Genomic DNA, 26024 nt, shown 5'->3' with positions numbered 1-26024 from the left:
GCCTTCGCGCCCGCATCCACCTCCCTTTCCCGCGTTCTGAGGCGCGTCGAGTCGGCTTCTCCTCCCTTTCCACCGCCGTGCGAGTCGAGGGGACGCGTCCATTCGGCGTCTCGGAGGCGGCCGGAAAGGGAGGCGATCCCGCGCGACACGCCGAGGATAGAACGGGAACGGAGGGGATCGGAGGGCCGGCCCTGACCGCGTCCTCCGTTCCTGTCGACCGGCGGTTCTGAGCGCGGCGACCGGGTCGGGCATCCGGGCGTCGTCCTCAGGGATGACGCGGGGTACGACCGGGGGATGAAGTCCGGCTTTGCCAGCCAATCCGGAGGGTCCGCGGCGCTCCGGCGCGCGTATCCTCAGGCTATGGAACACCGTTGGATGCGCTGGGCGCCCGCCGTCGTCGCCCCCGTGGCGATCGCCGCCGCCGTCATCGTCTCGCCCCTCGCCGCCGGAGCGTCGGATCTCCCCGTGAAGTCGCCCGCCGACGTGCTGCGGCTGGTCGCCGCGAGCGACACGCGGTCGTTCTCCGGCACGGTCGAGCAGAGCTCCGACCTCGGACTTCCCGAACTCCCCGCGACCACGTCGAAGGGCATGGACGACGGCGATGCCGCGAGCCTGCTCGAACTGGCTCTCGCCGACCACACCGCGAAGGTGTGGGTCGACGGCCCGACGCACGTGCGCGTCCAGGTGCTCGACAAGCTCGCCGAGCGGGATGCGATCCGCAACGGCGACGACCTCTGGCTGTACGAGTCCAACGGCAAGAAGGTCGCGCACGCGACCCTCCCTGACTCCGACGCGAAGGCGACGCCGACGCCGGACGCCACGGCGCTGACCCCGTCGCAGCTGGCACAGCGATTCCTTTCCGCGGTCGACCCGTCCACGAAGGTGACCCTCGGCGACGAGACGAAGGTGGCCGGTCGTGACGCGTACGACCTCGTGCTGACTCCGCGCACCGACGCGACCCTCATCGGCAGCGTCTCCATCGCCGTCGACGGCAAGACCGGCATCCCGCTGAAGGTCGCCGTCACCGCCCGGGGCGCGAGCGCGCCGGCGTTCGAGGCCGGCTTCACCGCGTTCAGCGATCAGAAGCCGGATGCCGGCGTCTTCTCGTTCACGCCGCCGAAGGGCGCCAGCGTGTCCGAGCAGAAGCTTCCGACCGGTGACGAGGCCAAGCAGGTCGCAGGCTCGCACCCGAAGCCCACCGTCTCGGGCGAGGGCTGGGCGACGGTCGTGTCCCTTCCCGCCGGCGCCGCGCCGGCCGGTGTGGCCGACGACCCGCTGTTCCAGCAGCTGACCCAGCCGGTCGACGAAGGCCGCGCTCTGAGCTCCTCGCTGGTGTCGGTGCTCATCACCGCGGACGGCCGTGTCCTGGCCGGGTCCGTCCCGGTCTCGGCTCTGCAGACCGCGGCGGCGCAGGCGTCCGCGCAGTGACCGACGCGGCGATCGCGACCAGCGGGCTCACCAAGCGCTTCCGGTCGCGAGCAGTCGTCGACGGTCTCGACCTGAACGTTCCGCGCGGTTCGGTGTTCGGCTTCCTCGGCCCGAACGGGTCGGGCAAGACCACGACCATCCGGATGCTGCTGGGCCTCGTCTCCCCGTCCGCCGGCTCGATCCGGGTGCTGGGCGAGGCGATGCCCGACCGCGGCGCACGTGTGCTCCCGCGGGTCGGTGCGCTGGTCGAGGGGCCGGCGTTCGCGCCGTACCTCTCGGGCACCGCGAACCTGATGCGACGCGACACCGCCGACCGCTACGCTCCGGGCGCCACCCGCCGCGCGCGGGTGGAGGCCGCGCTCGAACGCGTCGGCCTGTCGCACGCTGCGGGAAAGCACGTGCGCGCCTACTCGCTCGGGATGAAGCAGCGCCTCGGCATCGCCGGCGCGCTCCTGACCGACCGCGACCTCCTGGTGCTCGACGAGCCGACGAACGGACTGGACCCGCAGGGCACCCGCGAGGTGCGCGCGCTGGTGCGGTCGCTCGCCGACGAGGGGACGACGGTGTTCGTCTCCAGCCACCTGCTGGCCGAGATCGAGCAGGTCTGCACGCACGCGGCGATCATGCGCACGGGTCGCCTGGTCGCGCAGGGGTCGCTCGACCAGCTGCGGAGCGCGTCCGGTCCGCGGGTGGCGGTCGAAACGCCGGATGCGGCACAGGCAGTCGGTGTGCTGAGCCGGTTCGGTCTGGACCCCGTCGTGACGGGCAACGGAGTGGAGGCGTCCCTGGGCGACGCTGCTCCGGCGGCCGAAGAGCTGTCGGCGGCACTCGTCGGCGACGGCGTGCGGCTGCGCGGATTCGCTGTGCGCTCCTCCAGCCTGGAGGAGCGTTTCGTGGAGCTCACGGGGGAGGGCTTCGATGTCGAGCAATGAACTGCCGAGCAGTGAACTGCCGAGCAATGACCTGCGGAGTGCGGCGGCCCGTTCCGATGAGGTCGGCGCCGAGCAGGCGATCCAGCCGTCCGTCACGCGCCCGGCGGGCGGCGTCGCCGAACGCCGTGAGCGCCCGAGCGGCGGATGGGCGCTCCTGGGATCGGAGATCTCGGTCATGTTCCGCCGCTGGCGCACCTGGGCGATGCTGGGAGCTCTCGCGGCCATCCCGCTGCTGATCGCCATCGCGGTGCGGGTCACCGGCGGCAGTTCGCGCGGTCCGGCTTTCCTCAGTGAGATCACCTCCAATGGGCTGTTCGTCGCATTCACCGCCCTCGTCGTCTGCGTGCCGCTGTTTCTTCCGTTGACGATCGGCGTCGTCGCCGGTGACACGATCGCGGGCGAGGCGAGCCACGGCACCCTCCGCTATCTCGTCATCGCACCGGCCGGGCGGCTCCGGCTGCTCGCGGTCAAGTACGCCGGGAGCGCGGTGTTCTGCATCGCAGCCGCGTTGGTCGTCGGGCTGGCTGGAGCACTGATCGGCATGCTGCTCTTCCCGATCGGCCCGGTCACTCTGCTGTCCGGGATCCAGGTGAGCATGGGGGAGGCGTACTTCCGTCTGCTGCTGATCGCGCTCTACATCGTGGTGTCGCTGCTCGGACTGTGCGCGATCGGGCTGTTCCTGTCGACGCTGACAGACGTCCCGGTCGGCGCCATGGCAGCGACCGCCGTGCTGGCCGTCGTCTCGCAGGTGCTCGACCAGCTGCCGCAGCTGGAGGGGCTCCACCCCTGGCTGTTCAGCCACTACTGGCTGGGGTTCGGCGACTTCTTGCGCGATCCGATCTCGTGGGACTCCTTCGGCGACAACGCGCTGCTGCAGCTCGGCTACATCGTCGTCTTCGGGGCGCTGGCGGTCGGCCGCTTCACCACGAAGGACATCCTCAGCTGATCTGTGGGTCGCAACACGCCGTTATGCGGCGCGCATAACGGCGTGTCGCGTCCCACAGCGGTCGCGGGTCAGGGCACGGACTCGGCGGTCTGCTCCAGCTCGGAGCGGGGATGGTCGCGCTGCGTCGCGATGGTGATCCCGGCCGCGAGGCACACCACCACGATGCCGACCAGCTGGATGAGCGTGAAGTGCTCTCCCAGCACGATCACCCCGAACACGGTGGCGACCACCGGCCCGAAACTCGCGATGACGGCGTACAGCCGCGGTGTGATCCGGCGCAGGATGAACGTGTCCAGGCTGTACGGGACGGCCGACGACAGCACGCCGAGCGCCAGCAAGAGGAGCAGCACCCGCGCATCCACTCGGCTGTAGTCGATGACGACGAGTGCGATGGGCACGGTCAGGACCGTGGAGACGATGCTCGCCACGCTGAGGCCTTCGAGGCCCGGCAGCCGCATCGCGACCTGGCGGGTGAGCAGGATGTACGCCGCCCAGGCGGCGGCAGCGGTCAGCGCCAGCGCGACGCCGAGAGGGTCGACCGTCCCCTCGGTCGCCGTGAGGAGCAGGACACCCGCCGCTGCGGCCACCGCGCATCCCGCATCCAGCAGGCGCCGGGAGCCGGCCAGCGCGAGAGCGAACGGGCCCAGGAACTCGATGGTGGCGGCGATGCCCAGCCCGAGTCGCCCGACGGCCTCGTAGAAGCTGAGGTTCATGGCGGCGAGCACCACGCCCAGCGCGAGGGCGGGCCAGAGCCGCCGCCAGGTCAGTTCGGCGCGGCGCGGACGGTAGAACGGCAGCACGGCCGCGGCCGTCACGACCTGGCGGGCGGCGACGACGACGACGGATCCGACGATCGGGATGAGCAGGCCGGCCAGCGCCGAGCCGTAGTTGATGCTCACTTCCGTCGCCACCTGGGTGCTCGCGCCGACGAGGCGGTCGCGACGGGTGGAGCTCACCCGGTCGAGCCTACCCGCCGTCGGGGCTCAGACGGTCCGGCGCATGATGGCTCGCGTCGTGCTCGGACGGCGCACCACCTCGAACCCGCCGTCGCGGAACAGCGCGACGGTGCCGTGGTACCGCTCCGCCGCCGACAGCGACGGCCGCACCTCCGGGTCGACCGGGTACCCCTCGACCACCTCCGCGCCCTGGGCCCGGGCGTGCTCGACGGCGCCGTCCAGCAGCACGCGGGCGACGCCCTGACGGCGGAACTCCGAGCGAACCACGAAGCAGGTGACCGCCCAGGGATCGGCGGGGTCGCCCTCCCGCCGCTTGGTGATGGGGGAGCGCGCGAGCGTCGGATACGCCGAGTACGGCTCGACGGCCGCCCACCCGGCGGGCTCGCCGTCGATCCAGGCGATCACCCCTGGGGAGCCCTCCCGCACCTGGTCGTGCAGGAGCTCCCGCCTTTCGTCCACCGAGAGCCGGTCGTTCTGCGACCGCGGCACCTTGAACCACTGGCACCAGCATCCCGATGGGTCTCCCGGTGTGCTGAACACGGTCTCCAGATCGCCCCAGACGGCGTCGTCGACGGGACGGACCACGGTGTCGCTCATGCCTCGACGCTAGCGCGCACGGGTGACACGGACCAGGGGTGGTTCCTCACCGCCTGCCCCACCGGTCACGCCCAGGCAGAGCGCCGTGAGGAGCGAGGGATGCTCCACGTGCGCGAAATGCCCGGTGGCGGGGAGGATGCGCGTGCGCAGCCCCGGGACGACGGCCGCGAGCCCGGCGTCGTCCGCCGCCGTGACGAAGACGTCCCGATCGCCGTGCAGCGCGAGCACCGGGCACCGGATGCGCGCCCAGCGCTCGGCCGCCGGATACCGCCGCGCGCAGGCGACCGCGCGCACGAACGCCGCGGGCCGCAGGTCGCGCGCGAGCTCGTGGGCGGAGCCGGGGAGCGGCGACGAGAACAACGGAGCGATGAGCAGCGGCAGCAACCGCATCCGCTCCAGAGCTCGTACCAGTCGGTGCCCAGCTGGTCCGAGCGCGGCCAGCACGCGCATCCCGGCGAGCAGCAGCATCAAGGGCGCGTGACGGTACAGCAGGGATGCGGTGCTCTGCCCATCCGCCCGCCCGCCGAACGTCGTGGCCGACACCAGTACCACCGACTCCGTGGCGATCGGCTCACGCACCGCGAGCTCGAGCGCGACGAATCCGCCGAGCGAGTGCCCGACCACGCGCCACCGCTCGTACCCGAGCGCGCGGGCGACGATCGCGACGCTCGACGCGAGCACGGCGGCGTCGAGTGACGCCACCTCGGCGGGGGAGTCGCCCCAGCCCGGGAGGTCGGGGACGACCAGGTCGGGGACGGTCGCTCCGCGTTTAGCCTCGGCCGCGGCGATCAGCGGCTCCCACGTGGTCCACGAACCCGCCGCTCCGTGCAGCAGGATGGTCGCCACCGCGGATTCACGCGCCGTTCTGTGCACGGTCACCGGCCCGGCATCCGTCTCCACCATCGTCTGTTCCACTCCTGTTCTTCGGAGCGGACCGGCCGTAGGATTCGCGAGGAGCCCACCCTGCGCCGGGCCCCTCCGCGCGCGGGACACGTCACCGAGCAGGGAGCACCCGATGACCGAGACGACGACAGCCACCGACAGGCCCGCCGACCACCGCGTCCACGACCTCAGCGAGGAGACGCTCGACCGCATCGACGCCTGGTGGCGCGCGGCGAACTACCTCTCGGTCGGGCAGATCTACCTGCTCGACAACCCGCTGCTGCGACGCCCACTCTCGCGGGACGACATCAAGCCGCGGCTGCTCGGTCACTGGGGTACGACTCCCGGTCTCAACTTCATCTACGCGCACCTCAACCGGGTGATCCGGGAGCGCGACCTGAACACGCTCTTCGTCGCCGGCCCCGGCCACGGCGGACCGGGCGTCGTCGCCGGCGCCTACCTCGACGGCACCTACAGCGAGCTGTACAGCGCCATCGACCAGAGCGAGGACGGCCTGCGGCGACTGTTCCGCCAGTTCTCGTTCCCGGGCGGCATCCCGAGCCATGCAGCGCCGCAGACGCCCGGCTCCATCCACGAGGGCGGCGAGCTCGGCTACGCGTTGTCGCACGCGTACGGCGCAGCATTCGACAACCCCGACCTGCTGGTCGCGGCGGTCGTCGGCGACGGCGAGGCCGAGACCGGCCCGCTCGCCACCGCGTGGCACTCGAACAAGTTCCTCAATCCGAAGCAGGACGGCGTCGTGCTGCCGATCCTGCACCTCAACGGCTACAAGATCGCCAACCCGACGGTGCTCGCCCGCATCCCCGAGTCCGAACTGCTCGACCTCATGCGCGGCTACGGCTACACGCCGTACATCGTCTCGGGCGGGTTCGACGGCGAAGACCCGCGCGAGGTGCACAAGCGGATGGCGGCGACGCTGGACGAGATCCTCGACCGGATCGCGCAGATCAAGGCGGAGGCGGATGCCGACGAGCTGGACGGGCGCCCTGCCTGGCCGATGCTGATCCTCCGCACCCCGAAGGGATGGACCTGCCCCGCCGAGATCGACGGGCACCCTGCCGAGAACAACTGGCGCTCGCATCAGGTCCCGCTCGCCAACGCGCGCGACACCGAGGCGCACACGCGCCTGCTGGAGAGCTGGATGGCCTCCTACCGTCCGCACGAGCTGTTCGACGAGGAGGGACGGCCGGTCGAGTTGATCACCGGCCTCGCGCCGGAGGGCGAGCGGCGGATGAGCGCCAACCCGGTCGCGAACGGCGGCCTGCTGCGCCGCGACCTCCGGCTTCCCGACTTCCGCGATTACGCCGTCGACGTGCCGCAGCCCGGCGAGACGGTGGCCGAGGCGACCCGCGTGCTCGGCGAGTGGCTGCGGGATGTGATGATCGCCAACCCGCACGACTTCCGGCTGTTCGGCCCGGACGAGATCGCCTCCAACCGGCTCCAGGCGGTCTTCGACACCACCAGCAAGCAGTGGAACGCCGGCTACCTGCCGATCGACGACGACAACCACCTCGCGCCGACGGGCCGGGCGATGGAGGTGCTGAGCGAGCACCAGTGCCAGGGCTGGCTGGAGGGCTACCTCCTGACCGGCCGCCACGGCGTCTTCACCTCGTACGAGGCGTTCATCCACATCGTCGACTCGATGTTCAATCAGCACGCCAAGTGGCTGAAGTCGGCGAGCGAGGTGTCGTGGCGACGGCCGGTGGCCTCCCTCAACTACCTCCTCAGCTCGCACGTCTGGCGGCAGGACCACAACGGCGCCTCCCACCAGGACCCGGGGTTCATCGACCACGTCGTCAATAAGAAGGCCGACGTCGTGCGCGTGTATCTGCCGTTCGACGCGAACACCCTGCTGTCGACGTATGACCACTGCCTGCGCTCGGTCGACTACGTCAACGTCGTGGTCGCGGGCAAGCAGCCCGCGCCGAACTGGCTGACGATGGAGGAGGCCATCGCGCATTGCACGCGTGGCATCGGCATCTTCCCGTGGGCCGGCACCGAGGTGGAGGGCGAGGAGCCGGATGTGGTGCTCGGCTGCGCGGGCGACATCCCGACGCTCGAAACCCTCGCGGCCGCTGACATCCTGCGCCGCCGCCTGCCGGACCTCAAGGTGCGCGTGGTCAATGTCGTCGACCTGATGCGGCTGCAGAGCGAGGGAGAGCACCCGCACGGCCTCAACGATCGCGAGTACGACGCGCTGTTCACCGCCGACAAGCCGGTGATCTTCGCGTACCACGGCTACCCGTGGCTGATCCACCGCCTCACCTACCGTCGCAACGGCCACGCGAATCTCCACGTGCGCGGATACAAGGAGGAGGGCACCACCACGACGCCGTTCGACATGGTGATGCTCAACGACCTCGACCGCTACCACCTGGTGATCGACGTCATCGACCGGGTGCCCGGGCTGGCGTCGCGCGAGGCGGAGCTGCGGCAGGAGATGCAGGACGCCCGCCTGCGTGCGCGGCAGTACACGCGCGAGCACGGGGAGGACATCCCCGAGGTGGCCGAGTGGACGTGGGCCGGCGGCGAGCGCACCACCCGGTTCGACACGACCGGCGGCGACAACGACTGAGGCCCTGCCTCCCGCGCACTCGAGTTGACGCAACACGCCGTCCGCGCCGTCCGCCGGACGGCGTGTCGCGTCAAATCAGCGGCGGCGCGGGCGGAGAGCGTGGGTCAGAGCGGGTGGGCGGAGGTCGGGTCGACGGGGGTGAGGGTGGCGATCTTCGCCGCGCGGCCGTCGCCGGAGGACCGCCCGGTGAGCCGGCGGCCGATCCACGGCAGCACGAAGCGGCGGTAGTACTCGGCCGTACGGCGCGTGCTCTCGCCGGCAGGCGCGGCGGCGACCTCCTCCACACCCCATTCGCTCGGGACCGGGATACCGAGGGCGGTCAGCACGTTGCTCGCGACCCGCGCGTGACCGAGCGGACCGAGGTGCAGGCGATCCTCCGACCAGTAGCGGATGTCCTCCAGCCCTTGGTCGGCCCAGTTGTCGACGAACGTGATCCCCTCGCGCGGCAGCATCGCCCGCACGGCGGCAGCCAGCTCCTCGCCGCGGCGACGGATGAGACCGCCGAGGGGCAGGTGCGCGCTGGGGTTCGCGCCGCTCAGCAGGAGCATGTGGCTGCCGGATGCGACGACGCGGTCGGCCGCATCCATCAGCGTCCGCGCGACGCCCTCGATGGACACGCGCGGTCGCATGATGTCGTTGCCCCCGCCGTTGAGGCTGACCAGATCGGGATGCTGCGCGATCGCGGGCTCGACCTGCTCGGCCACGATCGGCCCGAGCTTGCGGCCGCGCACAGCGAGGTTCGCGTACCGGAAGGGCCCGTCGGACGCGGCGGCCATCCCGAGCGCGACGAAGTCGGCCCAGCCGCGCACCCGGCCGTCCGGCAGTTCGTCGCCGACCCCCTCCGTGAAGCTGTCCCCGATGGCGATGTAGCTGGCGAATGCAGTGCTCGACACGGGTGCAACGCTACTCCGCGCGGCTACCATGGGCCGCATCGGCACCGACGCCAGAAGGGGGACACCCATGCAGAAGGTCACGTCGTTCCTGTGGTTCGAGAGCGGGGTGGAGGAGGCGGCCCAGCTGTACACGTCCCTCATCCCGGATTCGGAAATCCTCGAGGTGCAGCGTTTCGGCGAGGGGATGCCGGACGGCCTGGTCGTGCTGCGCTTCACGCTCGCCGGCGTCGAGTACCAGGCGATGAACACCGGCCCCGCCGATGGCTTCACCGAGGCGTTCTCGCTGTCGGTGCTGTGCGACGACCAGGCCGAGGTCGACCGGCTGTGGGAGGCGCTCACGGCGGACGGCGGCGAGGAGAGCATGTGCGGCTGGCTGAAGGACCGCTGGGGCGTCAGCTGGCAGATCGTGCCGCGCCGGCTGATCGCGCTGCAGTCGGACCCGGATCGGGCGCGTGCGGCCCGGGCGAATCAGGCCATGCTCGGGATGCGCAAGCTCGACATCGCCGCGCTGGAGGCCGCCGCCGACGGCCGCTGACGCGCGTCGCATGCCCGCGAGGTGCACGTTGTTGCGCCCGCGCACGGCGTGTCGTCCGCAACGACGTGCACCTCGGCGGATGCGGTCAGCCCGCGATGAGGGTCTGCCAGGACAGCAGGTGCTCGACGGTGACGCCGCCGTAGCCGCGCAGGCCGCCGAGGGCCGTGCGCACCTTCGCCGTCTCCGATTCGAGCAGGGCGGCGCTGTCGTCGCCGAAGGTCGCGGCCGGGCCGCCGGCGACCTCGGGCGTGTCGGTCTCCACGCCGATGCTGAACGGGATGCGCTTGTTGGCGGCCGCGGTCGCCGCGGGCTTCGCGAGCGCCACGATCCCGTCGGTGCCCGCCGCGTGGTCGCTGAACGCCACGATCGCGACCGACTTCAGGTGGGGGAGCAGTGCGTCGAACGCGGTGCCGCCTCCCGGCTGCGGCTTGGCGGCGAGCCACCAGGGCAGGTCGGCGCCGATGGGGACGGTCCCGGCGGCCGCGCGGGCCGCGTCGTACATCGCCTGGAGCTGCGCGACGACGGCGGGAAGCTGGTCGTCGGAGGACACCACCCACGGCTCGACGTCGAACTGCACGGCGTCGAAGGGGGCGGCGCGGAGAGCTGCGGAGGTCCAGGTCGCCGCGAGCGACGGGTCGTCCGCCCACGCCGGATCGCCGCCCAGGGCCGCGACCTTGGTCACGCCGGCGGCGTGCAGAGCGTTGACCGCATCCGTGAGCCAGACCCCGAACGGTCCCTCGTCAGCCGCCCACGGCACGGAGAGGAAGACGGTACGGAGGTGGTGGGTCGCGGCGAAGTCGGCGAGCGCCTGCGGCTCGAACTGCGGCAGCCCTTCGCCGCGCGCATCCGCGGCCGGGTCGATGGGGTTGCCCCACGCCCACATGCCGGTGATCGCCGAGGTCGACGTGGTGGCGTCCACGCGCTGGGTCACGGCCGTGGCCGGCGCAGCGGCGACCAGGGAGCCGCCGATGACGACCGCGAGCGCGGCCGAGGTGATCGCTGAGCGGAGAGTCGGAGCTCGCATGGCACACCCTTGGATCGCGGAACGGTACGGTCACCGCAGATTCGGGTGTGCGGTACGACCATCATTGCAGTATCCCGGGATACGTCTATGCCGCATTCGGGGTACATCGTCCGCGCCGTGCGCCCCGCTTCGTCAGTCGCGCCAGCCCAGCGCCGGAGCGATCTGGGTGACGATCGTCTCCAGCAGGTGGGCGTTGTACTCGACGCCCAGCTGGTTCGGCACGGTCACCAGCAGGGTGTCCGCGTCGGCGACCGCCGCATCCTCGCGCAGCTCCTCCACGATCCGCTCGGGCTCGCCCACGTAGCTCTTGCCGAAGCGCGCCAGCCCGCCGTCGAGGTGGCCGACCTGGTCGTGACGGTCGGCGATCGCTGAGGCGCCGAAGTAGCGACGGTCGAGGTCGGTCGTGATCGGCAGGATGCTGCGGCTGACCGACACGCGCGGTTCGCGCTCCCAGCCCGCGGCCTTCCACGCGTCGCGATACTGCTGCAGCTGCTCCGCCTGGAGGTCGGAGAACGGCACACCGGTGTCCTCCGTCAGCAGCGTCGAGCTCATCAGGTTCATGCCCTGCTCGGCGGCCCACACGGCGGTAGCGCGGGTGCCGGCGCCCCACCAGATCCGGTCAGGGAGTCCGGGCGACTGCGGCTCGATCGCCAGCGCGCCGCGCTGTCCGCCCGTCATCGCCGGGTTCGCCTCGGCGACACCCGCGCCGGAGATGGCCGCGCGGAACAGCTCGGTGTGGCGCCGCGCCATGTCCGCATCCGACTCGCCCTCCGCGGGCACGTACCCGAAGGACTCGGAACCGCGCAGCGCGGTCTCAGGTGACCCGCGGCTGACGCCGAGCTGCAGCCGGCCGTCGGCGATCAGGTCGGCCGCGGCCGCATCCTCCGCCATGTAGAGCGGGTTCTCGTACCGCATGTCGATCACCGCCGTGCCGATCTCGATGCGCGACGTGCGCGCGCCGATAGCGGCGAGCAGCGGGAACGGCGACGCCAGCTGCGGCGCGAAGTGGTGCACGCGGAAGAAGGCGCCGTCGGCCCCCAGCTCATCCGCGGCGACGGCGAGGTCGATCGCCTGATGGAGGGCGTCCGCGGCGGTGCGCGACACGGAGCCGGGGATGGGCTGGTAGTGCCCGAAGCTGAGGAACCCGATGCGTTTCACATCCACTCCAATCGGTCCTGGTCGCAGCCTATTCCGTCGGGCTAGAGTCGCGGACGTGGCGGAGTGGCTGTGTGCGACCTGTGCCGTGGAGACGGTGCCCGTGATGACGGCGTCGGGGGAGGAGCCCCCGGAGCGCTGCCCGATCTGCGAGGACGAGCGGCAGTACGTGCCGCCGACCGGCCAGGAGTGGACGACGCTGCAGCGGTTGCAGCGCGAGGGCGAGCGCGTCGTGGTCGTCGAACTGGAGCCCGACCTGTACGGGCTGCGCAGCGAGCCGAAGGTCGGGATCGGGCAGCAGGGCATCCTGCTGCGCACCCCCGACGGCAACCTGCTCTGGGACCCGCCGGGCTACGTCGACGAGGCGGCGGCAGCCGCCGTGCAGGACCTGGGCGGGGTCGCCGTCATCGCGACCAGCCACCCGCACATGTTCGGCGCGCAGGTGACCTGGTCTCGGATGCTCGGCGACCCGCCGGTGCTGGTCAACGCGGCCGACCGCCACTGGGTGCAGCGGGAGGATCCGGCCATCCAGTCCTGGACCGGAGAGGAGGAGGTGCTCCCCGGCGTCCTGCTGCGGACGGTCGGCGGCCACTTCCCGGGGAGTGCGGTCGTGCACTGGGACCGCGGGGTCGTGCTCAGCGGCGACACGGTGTTCCCCGGGCCGTCGCAGCGGTGGGTGACCTTCCAGCGCAGCTTCCCCAACGACATCCCGCTGTCGGCAGCGGTCGTCCGACGGATCGCCGACATGCTCTGCGACCGGCCGTTCGAGCGGATGTACGGCAACCTCGGCAACGTCATCCCGCGGGATGCGCGCGACGCGGTGCTGCGATCGGCCGACCGCTACATCGGGTGGGTGAGCGGGGCGTTCGACCACCTCACCTGACGCTCCCGCACGCGGCGGTTGGCGTCAGGTCACAGGAACGGCGCGAGCTCCATCTCCATCGCAGGCTTCGGCTTCGCCCCGATGATCGTCTTCACCACCTCGCCGTCGCGGAACACCTTCATCACCGGCAGCGCGAGCGCCTTGTAGGCGACCGTGCTCTCCATGTTCTCGTCCGCGTTGATCTTGACGATGCGGATGCGGTCGGCGTGCTCCTCCTGCAGCTGCTGCAGGATCGGGCTCAGCGCCCGGCACGGACCGCACCATTCCGCCCAGAACTCGACGACGGTGGTGCCCGGGGCGGCGAGCACGGCCTCCTGGAAAGTGGCGTCGGTGACGCTCTCGATCGTGGTCATGCGAGCACGCTAAGCCCTGACCACGGGGGCAGGGTCAAGCGGTGCTTCCCCGATCCTGTGCGAGCATGGGAGGAGGAGGTGCGCATGGAGATCCTGAGCCCGCAGCAGATCCGCGAGTCGTTCGTCAACTGCTCCCGCAGCGAAGCAGAAGAGCTTCCGCTTCCCCCGGGGCTGCACGAGGTGGATTGGGCCAGACGCGAGTACCTCGGCTGGCGCGACCCGCGGCTCCCGCAGCGCGGGTTCGTGGTCATCCCGACGGCGGACGGACCGGTCGGCATCGTGCTCCGCGCTTCTGAGGCCTCCATGCGGTCACATGTGCCGTCGATGTGCGGCTGGTGCCAGGACGTGCACCTCACCAACGACGTCTGGTTCTGGTCGGCGCGCCGCGCCGGTCAGCCGGGCCGCAACGGCGACACCGTGGGGACGCACGTCTGCGGCGCCTTCGAGTGCAGCGCCAACGTGCGGCGCACCCCGCCGCCGTCGTACGTGGGATTCGACGCCGACCAGGTGGTCGAGGACCGCATCGCCGGCCTCGCCGAGCGCGCCCGGCGGTTCGCCGCGACCGTGGTCGGCGCCCGCATCTGAAGTCGTGCCGCTGGTGGGACTCGAACCCACACGCCCTTTCGGACAAAGCATTTTGAGTGCTCCGCGTCTGCCATTCCGCCACAGCGGCGCACAACAACCCCTGAAGAATACCGTAGGCTTTCGGACGTGACTGACCAGGAATCCACCACCACCGCACCCCGCCGCGTCGTCGTGGCGGAGGACGAATCGCTCATCCGCCTCGACATCGTCGAGATCCTGCGCGACAACGGTTTCGAGGTCGTCGGAGAGGCCGGAGACGGCGAGACGGCGGTCGCCCTCGCGACCGAGCTGCGGCCCGACCTGGTCATCATGGACGTCAAGATGCCGCAGCTCGACGGCATCTCCGCGGCCGAGCGCCTGTCGAAGGACCACATCGCGCCCGTCGTGCTGCTGACCGCGTTCAGCCAGAAGGAGCTCGTCGAGCGCGCGACCGAGGCCGGTGCGCTCGCCTACGTGGTGAAGCCGTTCACGCCGAACGACCTGCTGCCCGCCATCGAGATCGCTCTCGCGCGCTACCAGCAGATCATCGCGCTCGAGGCCGAGGTCTCCGACATGGTGCAGCGCTTCGAGACCCGTAAGCTGGTCGACCGCGCGAAGGGCCTCCTCAACGAGAAGATGGGCCTCAGCGAGCCGGAGGCGTTCCGCTGGATCCAGAAGGCGTCGATGGACCGCCGCCTCACCATGCACGATGTCGCACAGGCGATCATCGAGCAGCTCGCGCCCAAGAAGTAACGGCACGATTTGCGCCAAATCTCGGTTATGCGCAGTTCATAACGACGATTTGGCGCAAATCTTCAGCGGCGGGGTCCGCTAGAGGTCTTTGATCAGGTTCGTGATGCGGATCGTGGAGCAGCGGCGCCCGCGGTCATCGGTGACGGCGATCTCGTGCGTCGTCAGCGTCCGGCCCAGATGGATGGGCGTGCACACGCCGGTCACGTAGCCACTCGTCGCCGAGCGCGTGTGCGATGCGTTGATCTCGATCCCGACCGCCAGGCGTCCTTCGCCGGCGTAGAGGTTGGCCGACATCGAGCCGAGCGACTCGCCGAGGACGACGTACGCACCGCCGTGCAGGAGGTCCGCGGGCTGGGTGTTCCCCTCGACCGGCATGCGCGCGACGGAGCGCTCGATGCTGAACTCGACGATCTCGATCCCCATCTTCTCGGCCAGCCGGCCGAGCCCCCTCTGCTGCACGTACGCGAGCGCGTCTTCGGTCATCCTCGGCCTCTCTCGACGGGTCGTCTGGACTGTCACCGGCCCCTTGTAGGCTGTCCTGGTGTCAGACTCCGAAAAGCCTACCCTCCTCGTCGTCGACGGCCATTCGCTCGCTTTCCGGGCCTTCTACGCACTGCCGGTGGACAGCTTCGTCAACCGCGAGGGTCAGCACACCAACGCGATCCACGGCTTCATCGCGATGTTCATCAACCTGCTCCAGCAGCAGAAGCCGACCCACCTCGCGGTAGCGTTCGACATCTCCCGCTACTCGTTCCGCACGCGCGAATATCCGGAGTACAAGGGCACCCGCGGCGAGACGCCGTCGGAGTTCGCCGGCCAGGTCCCGCTGCTCGAAGAAGCCCTCCACGCGATGAACGTCACGACCATCGCGAAGGAGGATTACGAGGCCGACGACATCCTCGCCACGCTCGCCCGCCGCGGTGTGGAGGAGGGCTACAAGGTCCTCCTCGTCTCGGGCGACCGCGACACCATCCAGCTGGTCAACGACGACGTGACCCTGTTGTACCCGAACGTGCGGGGAGTCTCCGAGCTGAAGGTCTACGACCCCGCTGCCGTGCGCGAGAAGTACGGCATCGAGCCGAACCAGTACCCCGAGATCGCCGCCCTGGTGGGCGAGACGAGCGACAACCTCATCGGCATCGACAAGGTCGGCGAGAAGACCGCCGTCAAGTGGGTGCAGCAGTACGGCACGGTCGAGAACATCGTCGCGCACGCCGACGAGATCAAGGGCGTCGTCGGGCAGAACCTGCGCGACCAGAAGGAGAACGCTCTCCGCAACCGGAGGCTGAACCAGCTGCTCGACGACGTCGAGCTGCCGATCGCGCTCGACGACCTGGAGCGCAAGCCGCTCAACGAGAACGCCGTGCGCGACATCTTCGCGCGCCTGCAGTTCAAGACCCTCCTCGACCGTCTGATGAAGATCGCGGGGGAGGAGGGGATGCTCGACGGCGCCATGTCCGTCGCCGAGGTGGGCGACGCCGGTGCGGTCAGCGCCCCGGTCGTGCGCACGATGGTCGACGAGGAGCTCGCGAACTGGCTGGCGAAGGCGTCGGCGGACGACACGGCGGTCGCCGTCCAGCTCGAGGTCGGTCCGGCCGGCATCACGGGCTTCGGCCTCGCCGCGGCCGACGACACCGTGTACGTGCCGTGGGTCGCGGGCCGCAAGGACTACGAAGCGCTCGAGCAGTGGCTGGCGAGCAGCGCGCCCAAGTACTTCTTCCACGCGAAGCCGCAGTTCAAGGCGCTCAGCCGTGCCGGGTTCGTGGTCGACGGTCTGGCGTTCGACACGCGGATCGCGTCGTGGCTCGTGAAGCCGGGAGCCGCGCCGCAGTCGTTGGCCGAGCAGGTGTACGAGGTGCTCGGCGAGACGCTGCCGGTCTCGGACCCGAACCAGCTCGTCCCGATCAACGACGCCGTGAGCCCCGCGACCGAGGCGTGGTACATCCGCCGGGTCGCCGAGGGGCAGATGATCGCGCTCGACGAGGGCACCCGCGCAGTTCTCGACGACATCGAGTTGCCGCTCGTCGCCGTGCTCGCCGAGATGGAGCTCAACGGCGTCGCGATGGACTCCGAGGTGCTCGCGCGCCTTCGCGGGCAGCTGACCGACAAGGCCAACGACTACGCCGCGCAGGCATACGCGCAGATCGGCCACGAGATCAACCTCGGCTCGCCGAAGCAGCTCCAGCAGGTGCTCTTCGAGGAGCTCGGGATGCCGAAGACGCGGGCGACGAAGACCGGCTACTCGACCGACGCCGGCTCGCTGGCCGACCTGCAGGAGAAGAACCCGCATCCGTTCCTCGGGCTCCTGCTGCAGCACCGTGACGCCACGAAGCTCAAGCAGATCGTGGAGACGCTGGAGCGCTCGGTCGAGGTGGATGGACGCATCCACACCACCTACGACCAGACCGGGACGAGCACCGGCCGCATCTCCTCGAACGACCCCAACCTCCAGAACATCCCGATCCGCACGGAGGAGGGCCGCGAGATCCGCTCGGCGTTCCGCCACGGCGAGGGATTCGAGACGCTGCTCACCGCCGACTACTCGCAGATCGAGATGCGGATCATGGCGCACCTGTCGGAGGACCCGGGCCTCATCGAGGCCTTCAACGCGGGGGAGGACCTGCACCGCTTCGTCGGCGCGCGCGTCTTCGGCGTCGACCCGTCCGAGGTGACGTCCGCGATGCGCACGAAGGTCAAGGCGATGTCGTACGGCCTCGCGTACGGCCTCAGCGCGTTCGGCCTCTCCAAGCAGCTGCGCATCGAGACCTCCGAGGCGCGGCAGCTGATGACCGACTACTTCGAGCGCTTCGGCGCGGTGCGCGACTACCTGCGCAACGTCGTCGAGCAGGCGCGCGTCGACGGCTTCACCGAGACGATCTTCGGCCGTCGCCGTCCGTTCGCCGACCTCACCTCCACCAACCGGGTGCTCCGCGAGAACGCGGAACGGCAGGCGCTGAACGCGCCCATCCAGGGTTCCGCGGCCGACATCATGAAGGTCGCGATGCTCGGGATCGCCGGCGACATCATCGATCAGAGCCTCGAGTCGCGCATGCTGCTGCAGGTGCACGACGAGCTCATCTTCGAGGTGGCCCCCGGCGAGTGGGATGCGCTGGAGGCGATCGTGCGCGCCCGCATGGCCGGGGCGGCCGACCTCCGGGTGCCGCTCGACGTGCAGGTGGGCCGGGGTTCGAACTGGGACGCCGCCGCTCACTGATCCGGGGACGCACTGATCGCCGCGGGGCGTAGTCTCCGGGTGTGAGCGAGCTGGAGCCGCGGAAGCGCCGGAAGAAGGCGGTCGTTCCGCGGCGCATCCCGAGCGAGGTCCTTCCCGTGCCTCCGGCGCAGGCGCGCGACTTCGTCCGCGACGCGTTGAAGGGCACGAGTCTGCGGGATCCGTTCGCACAGCTGCTCTCGCTCGAGCTCGTCTTCGAGCAGCGTGTCCGCTTCGTGCCGGTGGACGAGACGCACACGCGGTTCGAGTTCGACGCGGTGGGCCAGATTCCCGGGGCGGATGTGCTGATGTACACGCGTCGTCTGGGCGAGATCGACCGCTTCTTCGTCGCCCTGCACGATGAGCTCGACCGTCGGGAGCGACATCGTCGCCCGGACTCAGGCGACAGGCCGATCGGCGAGGCTCACTGAACGCCGCCCGGTGGGATGTGCCCACAGGTCGCGGCGACGGCGAGTTGTCCCCAATCCCGGTCGCACCGTGCCGGGGTCGCCCCCTCCTGGGTAGGGTCGGATCATGACCAACGATCAGAAGCGCGAACCCACTCCGGTCGACACGATCGCCGAGGAGTGGGTCGACACCCAGCTCGAGTTGTACCCGGAGTTCCACGTGTGGCTCGGCCGCCCCGGCCGCGAGGGCGAGTACGCCGATTACTCGCCGGCCGGCGCCGAGCACGCCATCGGCAAAGTCCGCGAGACCCTCGCCCGCATCGAAGCGGCCGAGCCCGTCGACGACATCGACCGGGTGACGAAGATGGATCTCACGCGAGAACTGCAGCTCACCGTCGAGAAGCACGAGGCGGGTTTCGCCCAGCGCGACCTCAACGTGATCGCCTCGCCGCCGCAGGAGCTCCGCGACATCTTCGACCTGGTGCCGACCGACACCGAAGACGACTGGGCCAACGTCGCCAAGCGTCTCCACAACCTCCCGGCCGCAATGAACGGCTATATCGAGACCCTGCGCAGCGGCATCGCAGCCGGCAACGTGCCGGCGATCCGCCAGGTGCGCGAGGTGCTCGCCCAGGCGCGCAAGCAGGTGGCCGACACGGGCTTCTTCTACGAGTTCACCGCCGACGCGAAGCCGCTGAACGGCGCACTCCCCGAGTCGCTCAAGGGCGATCTGGCCGACGGCGCGAAGGAGGCCGCGCAGGCGTACGCCACGCTGGCCGACTTCTTCGAGAACGAGCTCGCGCAGCACGCCCCCGAGAAGGACGCCGTCGGGCGCGAGCTCTATGCGCTCGCCTCCCGCAGCTTCCTCGGCGCCACCGTCGACCTCGACGAGACATACGAGTGGGGCATCGAGGAGCTCGCCCGCATGCGTGCGGAGCAGGAGTCGATCGCGCGCGAGATCAAGCCGGGAGCGACCGTCCTCGAGGCCATCGAGTTCCTCGACGGCGACGCGAGCCGCAAGCTGCACGGGACCGACGCGCTGCAGCGCTGGATGCAGGAGACGAGCGACCGGGCCATCGAAGAGCTCGGCAAGTCGCACTTCGACATCCCCGCCGAGATCCGCCGTCTCGAGTGCATGATCGCGCCGACGCAGGAAGGCGGCATCTATTACACCGGTCCGAGCGACGACTTCTCGCGCGCGGGGCGGATGTGGTGGAGCGTCCCCGAGGGCGTTACCGAGTTCGACACCTGGCGCGAGCTGACGACCGTCTATCACGAGGGCGTTCCCGGCCACCACCTGCAGATCGCGCAGGCGACCTACAACAAGGCGCAGCTCAACTCGTGGCGTCGCATCGCCGGCACCTCGGGGCACGCGGAGGGCTGGGCGCTCTACGCCGAGCGGCTGATGGAGCAGCTGGGCTACCTCGACGACCCGGCGGACCGGCTCGGGATGCTCGACGGGCAGCGCATGCGCGCGGCGCGCGTCGTGCTCGACATCGGCGTGCACCTCGAGAAGCCGCTGCCGGACGGCTCGCGTCCGTGGACCGGAGAGGACGCCTTCCCGTTCCTCCGCGAGAACGTCAACATGAACGACGGGTTCGTCCGCTTCGAGGTCAACCGCTACCTGGGCTGGCCCGGGCAGGCTCCGTCGTACAAGATCGGTCAGCGCATCTGGGAGCAGCTGCGCGACGAGTACGCCCGCCGCGAGGGCGCCTCGTTCGACATCAAGGCGTTCCACAAGAAGGCCCTCGACATCGGCGGCGTCGGCCTCGACACGCTGAAGGCTGCGCTGCTCGACTGAGCGGCACGTCCTTCCACCGGTGACCTCCCCGTACCGTGCCGCGCTGGGCGCGGCGTTCGATGAGCTGCATCCGCGACTGCGGGCGTACTTCGACGCCATCCCGGCCGGCGCGGTCGGGCGGGGGAGCGGCGTGTTCGAGACGGTGGGCACGCCGCGCCGGTGGCTGTGGCCGGTACTGGCGGTGTTCGCCCGATCGCACGTCATGTTCCCCGTGTGGGAGCGCGAGGTGCCCTTCACCGTCGAGAACCGCGCGGTCACCGCGCCCGACGGTTCGCCCGCCGTCGCGGCCACGCGATGGTTCGCACTCCGGTCCGGTGCGGCGACCATGGTGGACGAGATCGGCGTCCGTCGAGGAGTGGTGATCGACCGGCTCGGCGATCCGGTGCGTGCAGAGGCGCGGTTCGCCGCCACCGTGCGGGACGGCGGACTCCGGCTCCGCTCCACCGCGGTCTGGCTGGTGCTCGGAGGGCGGCGCCTGCGCATCCCGAACCCGTTCGCTCCGGTCGTCGTCCTGACCGAGCGGTGGGACGACCAGCACGAGCACCAGCGGGTCTCGATCACCGTGCACGCGCCGCTGATCGGGCGGATCTACCAGTACCGCGGCCGGTTCCGCTACGCGATCGAGCCGGGCGGTCCGGCGGATGTTGCGGGGCGAGCAACGCAGACAGATACACCAGAGAAGAAAGAAGGGGGGGAGCGGTCGGAGTGAACGAACGCATCGTCATAGCCGGGGCATCCGGATTCGTCGGGCAGTACCTGGAGGAGCACTACCGCTCGGTGGGTTCGGAGGTCATCCTGGTCGGCCGCAGCGGGCCCGACGTGCGCTGGGACGACGCCGACGGCCTGCGCAGAGCGGTCACCGGTGCCGTCGCGGTGATCAACCTCGCGGGCAAGAGCGTGAATTGCCGCTACGGCGATGCCAACCGGGCCGAGATCTTCCGCTCCCGGCTCGCCACCACCCGGGCGATGCGGGAGGCGATCGCCGCGAGCGACGCACCGCCGCCGGTCTGGTTCAACGCCTCCACGGCGACCATCTACCGCCACGCGGAAGACCGCCCGATGACCGAGTCCACCGGCGAGCTCGGCTCCGGCTTCTCTGTCGAGGTCGCGAAGGCCTGGGAGCACGAGCTGTTCGAGGGCGACCTCCCGGGCACCCGTCGCGTCGCGCTGCGCATGGCCATCGTCCTCGGCGACGGCAGCGCACTCACGCCGCTCGTCAACCTCACCCGGTTCGGGCTGGGCGGCCCCCAGGTGGACGGCCGCTGGTTCGCCACGACCGCACGCCGGAACGCCGGAACGTTCCACGAGTTCCGGGCGCGCGGCGGACGGCAGCGGTTCAGCTGGGTGCACATCGCCGACGTGCTCGGCGCGATCGAGTTCCTGCGCGGCCGGCCCGACCTCGACGGGCCGGTCAACATCGCGGCGCCGCACCCCACCGACAACCGCACGCTGATGGCGGAGCTGCGCCGTCTGCTCGGCCGTCCCATCGGTCTCCCGGCCCACCGGTGGATGCTCGAACTCGGCTCGATCGCGATCCGCACGGAGACCGAACTGGTGCTGAAGAGCCGCTGGGTCGTGCCCGAACGGCTGCTCGACGCCGGCTACGAATTCGCCTACCCCGAGCTCGGGCGGGCCCTGCGCGACATCCTCTCCGACCGCGGCTTGCTGCACGCCTCCGCGGCCGGGTAGACTAGAACGTCACTTGTGTGACATCCCTATCCGCCTGCCGTTCGCGGAAACACATCAGAAGAACAACGCGACCGGCCTGATTCCTGTCCATTACGGAGCACCCACTACATGACAACCGCAACGACCGACAAGGCACCCAAGCAGGTCGCCGTCAACGACATCGGATCTGCTGAGGACTTTCTTGCCGCGGTCGAAAAGACGCTGAAGTTCTTCAACGACGGAGACCTCATCGAAGGCACCGTCGTCAAGATCGACCGCGACGAGGTCCTCCTCGACGTCGGTTACAAGACGGAGGGCGTCATCCCCTCCCGTGAGCTTTCCATCAAGCACGACGTCGACCCCAGCGAGGTCGTCGAGGTCGGCGACACCGTCGAGGCCCTCGTTCTCCAGAAGGAGGACAAGGAGGGTCGCCTCATCCTGTCCAAGAAGCGTGCGCAGTACGAGCGCGCCTGGGGCGATGTGGAGAAGATCAAGGAGGCCGACGGTGTCGTTACCGGTACGGTCATCGAGGTCGTCAAGGGCGGCCTGATCGTCGACATCGGCCTGCGCGGCTTCCTGCCCGCGTCGCTCATCGAGCTGCGCCGTGTCCGCGACCTCACCCCCTACCTGGGTCAGGAGATCGAGGCCAAGATCCTCGAGCTCGACAAGAACCGGAACAACGTGGTGCTCTCGCGCCGCGCGCTGCTGGAGCAGACCCAGTCGGAGTCCCGCACCACGTTCCTCAACAACCTGCACAAGGGCCAGGTCCGCAAGGGCGTCGTCTCGTCGATCGTCAACTTCGGTGCGTTCGTCGACCTCGGCGGCGTCGACGGTCTCGTCCACGTGTCGGAGCTCTCCTGGAAGCACATCGAGCACGCCTCCGAGGTCGTCGAGGTGGGCCAGGAGGTCACCGTCGAGATCCTCGAGGTCGACCTCGACCGCGAGCGCGTCTCGCTGTCGCTCAAGGCGACGCAGGAAGACCCGTGGCAGGTCTTCGCCCGCACCCACGCGATCGGTCAGGTCGCACCGGGCAAGGTCACCAAGCTGGTTCCGTTCGGTGCGTTCGTCCGCGTCGCCGATGGCATCGAGGGCCTCGTGCACATCTCGGAGCTGTCCGGCAAGCACGTCGAGCTGGCCGAGCAGGTCGTCTCGGTGGGCGACGAGGTGTTCGTCAAGGTCATCGACATCGACCTGGAGCGCCGCCGCATCTCGCTGTCGCTCAAGCAGGCGAACGAGGGCGTCGACCCCGAGGGCACCGAGTTCGACCCGGCGCTCTACGGCATGGTCACCGAGTACGACGAGCAGGGCAACTACAAGTACCCGGAGGGCTTCGACCCGGAGACCAACGAGTGGAAGGAAGGCTTCGAGTCGCAGCGCGACGAGTGGGAGCAGCAGTACGCTGCCGCCCAGGCTCGTTGGGAGGCGCACAAGCGCCAGGTTGCGAAGGGCCTCGAGGAGGCTGCCGCCGACAGCGGCACGTCGACCTACTCCTCCGACTCCGGTGCCGGCGGAACGCTCGCCGACGACGAGTCGCTCGCGGCACTGCGCGAGAAGCTCAGCTCCAACTCCTGAGTATCTGAGTACGAGCGGCCGGTCCTTCGGGGCCGGCCGCTTCGTCGTTTCCGGGAGGTCCCGCCTCGTGCCGCGGTTAGACAGCGTCGTGGCTAGGCTGGGCAGGTGCAGCTGATCGGACTCACGGGCGGGATCGCGTCCGGAAAATCGACCATCGCCTCCCGTCTCGCCTCCCACGGCGCCGTCGTGGTGGATGCCGACCGGATCGCCCGCGAGGTGGTGGAGCCGGGAACCCCGGCGCTGGCGGAGATCGCCCGCCGCTTCGGCGACGGCGTCATCGCCCCGGACGGCAGCCTCGACCGCCCAGCTCTCGGGGCGATCGTCTTCGGTGACCCGGAGGCACTGCAGGCTCTCAACGGAATCACCCACCCGGCCGTCCTCCGGGAGTCGACGGCCCGGTTCCGGGCGGCCGCCGAGCGCGACCCCGACGCCATCGTCGTCTACGACGTCCCGCTGCTGGTCGAGTCCGCCAACGAGTACCCGTTCGACCGCGTGGTCGTCGCCCACGCCGACGAGCAGACCCGCGTCTCCCGGCTGGTGGAGCTGCGCGGGATGGATCGTGCCGAGGCCGAGCGCCGCATCCACTCCCAGGCGTCCGATGCCGAGCGGCTGGCCGTCGCCGACGTCGTGATCGAGACCGGTGGCACCCTGGAGCACACGCTCGAGCAGGTCGACGCCCTCTGGGAGGAGCTGCGCGCGCGGCCGTGACCCGCGCCGTTCCGCTGTGAGCGAGAGCCCACCGCACTGTCGGTGGTCCTTCCTAGACTGGAGACATGCTTCCCACGCGCTCCGTCCGTCCCTTCGAGGTCGTCAGCGAATACAGTCCGAGCGGCGACCAGCCGCAGGCGATCGCCGAACTGTCCGCCCGCATCAACGCGGGTGAGACCGACGTGGTGCTGCTGGGTGCGACGGGTACCGGAAAATCCGCGACGACCGCCTGGCTGATCGAGCAGGTGCAGCGCCCGACGCTGGTGCTCGCGCACAATAAGACGCTCGCGGCGCAGCTGGCCAACGAGTTCCGCGAGCTTCTGCCCAACAACGCGGTCGAGTACTTCGTGTCGTACTACGACTACTACCAGCCGGAGGCGTACGTTCCGCAGACGGACACCTTCATCGAGAAGGACTCGTCGATCAACGCCGAGGTCGAGCGGCTGCGCCACTCCACCACCAACTCGCTGCTCAGCCGGCGCGACGTCGTCGTCGTCTCGACCGTCTCGTGCATCTACGGCCTCGGTGCCGCTGAAGAGTACCTGGAGGCCATGGTCGCCCTCCAGGTCGGCCAGAACGTCGGCCGCGACGCGCTGATCCGCCGCTTCGTCAACATGCAGTACGAGCGCAACGACGTCGACTTCTCGCGCGGCAAGTTCCGCGTGCGCGGCGACACGATCGAGATCATCCCCGTCTACGAAGAGAACGCGATCCGCATCGAGCTGTTCGGCGACGAGATCGAGGCGCTGTACTCCCTGCACCCGCTGACCGGCGACGTCATCAAGAAGATGGATGCCGTTTCGGTCTTCCCGGCGACGCACTACGCCGCGAGCCCCGCGACGATGCAGCGTGCGATCGGAACCATTCAGGAGGAGCTTCAGGAGCGCCTGCAGGAGCTGGAGCGTGAGGGCAAGCTGCTCGAGGCACAGCGGCTGCGGATGCGCACCCAGTTCGACCTCGAGATGATGGAGCAGATCGGTTTCTGCTCGGGCATCGAGAACTACTCGCGCCACATCGACGGTCGCGCGCCGGGGGAGGCCCCGAACTGCCTGCTCGACTACTTCCCCGACGACTTCCTGGTCGTGATCGACGAGTCGCACGTCACCGTTCCGCAGATCGGCGCCATGTACGAGGGCGACGCGTCGCGGAAGCGCACGCTGGTCGAGCACGGGTTCCGGTTGCCGAGCGCGCTGGACAACCGTCCGCTCAAGTGGAACGAGTTCAAGGACCGCGTCGGCCAGACCGTGTACCTCTCCGCCACCCCGGGCAAGTACGAGATGGGTATCGCGGACGGCGTGGTCGAGCAGATCATCCGACCGACCGGCCTCATCGACCCCGAGATCGTGGTCAAGCCCACCAAGGGGCAGATCGACGACCTGCTGGAGGAGATCCGCCTGCGGGTGGAGCGCGACGAGCGTGTGCTCGTCACCACGCTCACCAAGAAGATGGCGGAAGAGCTCACCGACTTCCTCGCGGAGGCGGGGGTGAAGGTGCGGTACCTCCACTCGGACGTCGACACGCTGCGCCGGGTGGAGCTGCTCAGCGAGCTCCGCGCGGGCGTCTACGACGTGCTGGTCGGCATCAACCTGCTGCGCGAGGGACTCGACCTTCCGGAGGTGTCGCTGGTCGCCATCCTCGACGCCGACAAGGAGGGCTTCCTGCGTTCGTCGACCTCACTGGTGCAGACGATCGGACGAGCGGCTCGAAACGTGTCCGGACAGGTCCACATGTATGCGGACGTGCTCACGGACTCCATGAAGAGCGCGATCGAGGAGACCGACCGGCGGCGCGAGAAGCAGATCGAGTACAACCGCGTCAACGGCATCGATCCGACGCCGCTCCGCAAGCGCATCGCCGACATCACCGACGTGCTGGCGCGTGAGGAGGCGGACACCGCGCGGATGCTCGCCGGGCGCGAGCAGAAGCGCAAGAGCCCGACGCCCAACTTGCGCAACGGCGGCATCGCGGCGCAGGGCGCGGCGGAACTCGAAGGACTCATCGCCGACCTCAATCAGCAGATGCTGGCGGCGGCGGGCGAGCTGAAGTTCGAGCTGGCGGCCCGCCTGCGCGACGAGCTCTCCGACCTGAAGCGCGATCTGCGGCAGATGGAGAAGGCCGGGCACCTGGGCTGACCGACGGCACCGCTGGGCGTCCGCGCGG

The 26024-nt window shown here is 69.9% G+C and carries 24 protein-coding genes and 1 tRNA gene; 16 read left to right on the top strand and 9 right to left on the bottom strand.

From position 1 onward, the window contains the following. Positions 1-360 precede the first annotated feature (360 nt). Genes J2Y42_RS14470 through J2Y42_RS14460 form a run of 3 tightly spaced genes read left to right on the top strand, consistent with a single transcriptional unit; the run spans position 361 to position 3306 of the window. Entirely contained in the window at positions 361-1428 is a 1068-nt protein-coding gene (locus J2Y42_RS14470) for an outer membrane lipoprotein carrier protein LolA (protein WP_309859938.1), read from the top strand. Beyond that, on the top strand, positions 1425-2360 hold the full coding sequence (locus J2Y42_RS14465) for an ABC transporter ATP-binding protein (protein WP_309859937.1): 936 nt from the start codon (positions 1425-1427) through the stop codon (positions 2358-2360). The genes J2Y42_RS14470 and J2Y42_RS14465 overlap by 4 nt, the downstream gene beginning before the upstream one ends. Beyond that, positions 2347-3306: an ABC transporter permease gene (locus tag J2Y42_RS14460; protein ID WP_309859935.1), complete on the top strand. Its 960-nt coding sequence runs from the start codon at positions 2347-2349 to the stop codon at positions 3304-3306. The genes J2Y42_RS14465 and J2Y42_RS14460 overlap by 14 nt, the downstream gene beginning before the upstream one ends. Positions 3307-3374: 68 nt before the next feature. On the opposite strand, the gene J2Y42_RS14455 is transcribed toward J2Y42_RS14460, so the two are convergent. From J2Y42_RS14455 to J2Y42_RS14445, 3 genes are read right to left on the bottom strand one after another with little or no spacing between them, the layout of a single operon-like run. Then, the gene (locus tag J2Y42_RS14455) at positions 3375-4262 is read right to left on the bottom strand and encodes an EamA family transporter (protein WP_309859933.1); all 888 of its coding nucleotides are present in this window, start codon (positions 4260-4262) and stop codon (positions 3375-3377) included. Positions 4263-4289: 27 nt separating this feature from the next. After that, the gene (locus J2Y42_RS14450) at positions 4290-4859 is read right to left on the bottom strand and encodes a GNAT family N-acetyltransferase (protein WP_309859931.1); all 570 of its coding nucleotides are present in this window, start codon (positions 4857-4859) and stop codon (positions 4290-4292) included. A 9-nt stretch (positions 4860-4868) separates the two neighbouring features. Then, positions 4869-5774 (bottom strand): alpha/beta hydrolase, encoded by a 906-nt coding sequence (locus tag J2Y42_RS14445; protein WP_309859930.1) that lies wholly within the window; start codon positions 5772-5774, stop codon positions 4869-4871. Between the two features lie 100 nt (positions 5775-5874). Between J2Y42_RS14445 and J2Y42_RS14440 the strand changes: the two genes are divergently transcribed. Beyond that, positions 5875-8337, top strand: a complete 2463-nt coding sequence (locus tag J2Y42_RS14440) for a phosphoketolase family protein (RefSeq protein ID WP_309859929.1) — start codon at positions 5875-5877, stop codon at positions 8335-8337. A gap of 104 nt (positions 8338-8441) precedes the next feature. On the opposite strand, the gene J2Y42_RS14435 is transcribed toward J2Y42_RS14440, so the two are convergent. Further along, complete coding sequence (locus tag J2Y42_RS14435) at positions 8442-9230, bottom strand: SGNH/GDSL hydrolase family protein (protein ID WP_309859927.1); 789 nt, start codon at positions 9228-9230, stop codon at positions 8442-8444. 67 nt (positions 9231-9297) lie between these two features. Here J2Y42_RS14435 and J2Y42_RS14430 point away from each other — a divergent pair, with 67 nt between their 5' ends. After that, positions 9298-9765: a VOC family protein gene (locus J2Y42_RS14430; RefSeq protein ID WP_309859926.1), complete on the top strand. Its 468-nt coding sequence runs from the start codon at positions 9298-9300 to the stop codon at positions 9763-9765. An 85-nt stretch (positions 9766-9850) separates the two neighbouring features. Here J2Y42_RS14430 and J2Y42_RS14425 read toward each other — a convergent pair whose 3' ends face one another. Together J2Y42_RS14425 and J2Y42_RS14420 are read right to left on the bottom strand one after the other, a co-directional pair. Next, positions 9851-10789, bottom strand: coding sequence for a hypothetical protein (locus J2Y42_RS14425; RefSeq protein WP_309859924.1), 939 nt, complete (start codon positions 10787-10789; stop codon positions 9851-9853). Positions 10790-10921: 132 nt separating this feature from the next. Beyond that, entirely contained in the window at positions 10922-11953 is a 1032-nt protein-coding gene (locus tag J2Y42_RS14420) for an LLM class flavin-dependent oxidoreductase (protein WP_309859922.1), read from the bottom strand. A 97-nt stretch (positions 11954-12050) separates the two neighbouring features. On the opposite strand from J2Y42_RS14420, the gene J2Y42_RS14415 reads away from it, so the two are divergent. Beyond that, positions 12051-12827 carry a hydrolase gene (locus J2Y42_RS14415; protein WP_309860358.1) on the top strand — a complete coding sequence of 259 codons (777 nt, stop codon included), beginning with the start codon at positions 12051-12053 and terminating at the stop codon, positions 12825-12827. 29 nt (positions 12828-12856) lie between these two features. On the opposite strand, the gene J2Y42_RS14410 is transcribed toward J2Y42_RS14415, so the two are convergent. Continuing rightward, complete coding sequence (locus J2Y42_RS14410) at positions 12857-13180, bottom strand: co-chaperone YbbN (RefSeq protein ID WP_020077522.1); 324 nt, start codon at positions 13178-13180, stop codon at positions 12857-12859. An 84-nt stretch (positions 13181-13264) separates the two neighbouring features. Here J2Y42_RS14410 and J2Y42_RS14405 point away from each other — a divergent pair, with 84 nt between their 5' ends. Further along, positions 13265-13765: an FBP domain-containing protein gene (locus J2Y42_RS14405; RefSeq protein WP_309859919.1), complete on the top strand. Its 501-nt coding sequence runs from the start codon at positions 13265-13267 to the stop codon at positions 13763-13765. A gap of 5 nt (positions 13766-13770) precedes the next feature. Here the strand turns inward: J2Y42_RS14405 and J2Y42_RS14400 are convergent. After that, positions 13771-13853 (bottom strand) — tRNA-Leu (locus tag J2Y42_RS14400). Between the two features lie 38 nt (positions 13854-13891). On the opposite strand from J2Y42_RS14400, the gene J2Y42_RS14395 reads away from it, so the two are divergent. Beyond that, entirely contained in the window at positions 13892-14497 is a 606-nt protein-coding gene (locus J2Y42_RS14395) for an ANTAR domain-containing response regulator (RefSeq protein ID WP_020077523.1), read from the top strand. Positions 14498-14575: 78 nt separating this feature from the next. Here the strand turns inward: J2Y42_RS14395 and J2Y42_RS14390 are convergent, their stop codons facing one another. Then, the gene (locus J2Y42_RS14390; RefSeq protein WP_309859916.1) at positions 14576-14980 is read right to left on the bottom strand and encodes a hotdog fold thioesterase; all 405 of its coding nucleotides are present in this window, start codon (positions 14978-14980) and stop codon (positions 14576-14578) included. A 58-nt stretch (positions 14981-15038) separates the two neighbouring features. Between J2Y42_RS14390 and polA the strand changes: the two genes are divergently transcribed. The 8 genes from polA (at position 15039) to uvrB (ending at position 25996) form a co-directional block, all read left to right on the top strand. Beyond that, the gene (gene polA / locus J2Y42_RS14385; RefSeq protein ID WP_309859914.1) at positions 15039-17711 is read left to right on the top strand and encodes a DNA polymerase I; all 2673 of its coding nucleotides are present in this window, start codon (positions 15039-15041) and stop codon (positions 17709-17711) included. A 41-nt stretch (positions 17712-17752) separates the two neighbouring features. Beyond that, on the top strand, positions 17753-18139 hold the full coding sequence (locus tag J2Y42_RS14380) for a hypothetical protein (protein ID WP_309859912.1): 387 nt from the start codon (positions 17753-17755) through the stop codon (positions 18137-18139). 103 nt (positions 18140-18242) lie between these two features. Next, entirely contained in the window at positions 18243-19916 is a 1674-nt protein-coding gene (locus J2Y42_RS14375) for a DUF885 domain-containing protein (RefSeq protein WP_309859910.1), read from the top strand. 19 nt (positions 19917-19935) lie between these two features. Then, the gene (locus J2Y42_RS14370; RefSeq protein ID WP_309859908.1) at positions 19936-20625 is read left to right on the top strand and encodes a DUF4166 domain-containing protein; all 690 of its coding nucleotides are present in this window, start codon (positions 19936-19938) and stop codon (positions 20623-20625) included. Continuing rightward, on the top strand, positions 20622-21605 hold the full coding sequence (locus J2Y42_RS14365) for a DUF1731 domain-containing protein (RefSeq protein ID WP_309859907.1): 984 nt from the start codon (positions 20622-20624) through the stop codon (positions 21603-21605). The genes J2Y42_RS14370 and J2Y42_RS14365 overlap by 4 nt, the downstream gene beginning before the upstream one ends. 108 nt (positions 21606-21713) lie before the next feature. Then, on the top strand, positions 21714-23156 hold the full coding sequence (gene rpsA, locus J2Y42_RS14360) for a 30S ribosomal protein S1 (protein WP_309859905.1): 1443 nt from the start codon (positions 21714-21716) through the stop codon (positions 23154-23156). A gap of 105 nt (positions 23157-23261) precedes the next feature. Next, the gene (gene coaE, locus J2Y42_RS14355; protein WP_309859903.1) at positions 23262-23864 is read left to right on the top strand and encodes a dephospho-CoA kinase; all 603 of its coding nucleotides are present in this window, start codon (positions 23262-23264) and stop codon (positions 23862-23864) included. A gap of 65 nt (positions 23865-23929) precedes the next feature. Further along, positions 23930-25996, top strand: coding sequence for an excinuclease ABC subunit UvrB (gene uvrB / locus J2Y42_RS14350; RefSeq protein WP_309859901.1), 2067 nt, complete (start codon positions 23930-23932; stop codon positions 25994-25996). The last annotated feature ends 28 nt before the right edge of the window (positions 25997-26024 follow it).

The sequence above is a fragment of the Leifsonia sp. 1010 genome, from assembly GCF_031455295.1.
GTDB lineage: Bacteria > Actinomycetota > Actinomycetes > Actinomycetales > Microbacteriaceae > Leifsonia.
This window is presented reverse-complemented; position numbering and strand designations above follow the sequence as displayed.

What these genes read in the sequence shown, in the direction of transcription:
- J2Y42_RS14470 (WP_309859938.1), top strand. Translation starts at nt 361, where the DNA reads ATGGAACACCGTTGGATGCGCTGGGCGCCCGCCGTCGTCGCCCCCGTG.
- J2Y42_RS14405 (WP_309859919.1), top strand. Translation starts at nt 13,265, where the DNA reads ATGGAGATCCTGAGCCCGCAGCAGATCCGCGAGTCGTTCGTCAACTGC.
- J2Y42_RS14425 (WP_309859924.1), bottom strand. Translation starts at nt 10,789, where the DNA reads ATGCGAGCTCCGACTCTCCGCTCAGCGATCACCTCGGCCGCGCTCGCG.
- J2Y42_RS14375 (WP_309859910.1), top strand. Translation starts at nt 18,243, where the DNA reads ATGACCAACGATCAGAAGCGCGAACCCACTCCGGTCGACACGATCGCC.
- uvrB (WP_309859901.1), top strand. Translation starts at nt 23,930, where the DNA reads ATGCTTCCCACGCGCTCCGTCCGTCCCTTCGAGGTCGTCAGCGAATAC.
- J2Y42_RS14390 (WP_309859916.1), bottom strand. Translation starts at nt 14,980, where the DNA reads ATGACCGAAGACGCGCTCGCGTACGTGCAGCAGAGGGGGCTCGGCCGG.
- J2Y42_RS14460 (WP_309859935.1), top strand. Translation starts at nt 2,347, where the DNA reads ATGTCGAGCAATGAACTGCCGAGCAGTGAACTGCCGAGCAATGACCTG.
- J2Y42_RS14450 (WP_309859931.1), bottom strand. Translation starts at nt 4,859, where the DNA reads ATGAGCGACACCGTGGTCCGTCCCGTCGACGACGCCGTCTGGGGCGAT.
- J2Y42_RS14415 (WP_309860358.1), top strand. Translation starts at nt 12,051, where the DNA reads ATGACGGCGTCGGGGGAGGAGCCCCCGGAGCGCTGCCCGATCTGCGAG.
- J2Y42_RS14410 (WP_020077522.1), bottom strand. Translation starts at nt 13,180, where the DNA reads ATGACCACGATCGAGAGCGTCACCGACGCCACTTTCCAGGAGGCCGTG.
- rpsA (WP_309859905.1), top strand. Translation starts at nt 21,714, where the DNA reads ATGACAACCGCAACGACCGACAAGGCACCCAAGCAGGTCGCCGTCAAC.
- J2Y42_RS14440 (WP_309859929.1), top strand. Translation starts at nt 5,875, where the DNA reads ATGACCGAGACGACGACAGCCACCGACAGGCCCGCCGACCACCGCGTC.
- J2Y42_RS14430 (WP_309859926.1), top strand. Translation starts at nt 9,298, where the DNA reads ATGCAGAAGGTCACGTCGTTCCTGTGGTTCGAGAGCGGGGTGGAGGAG.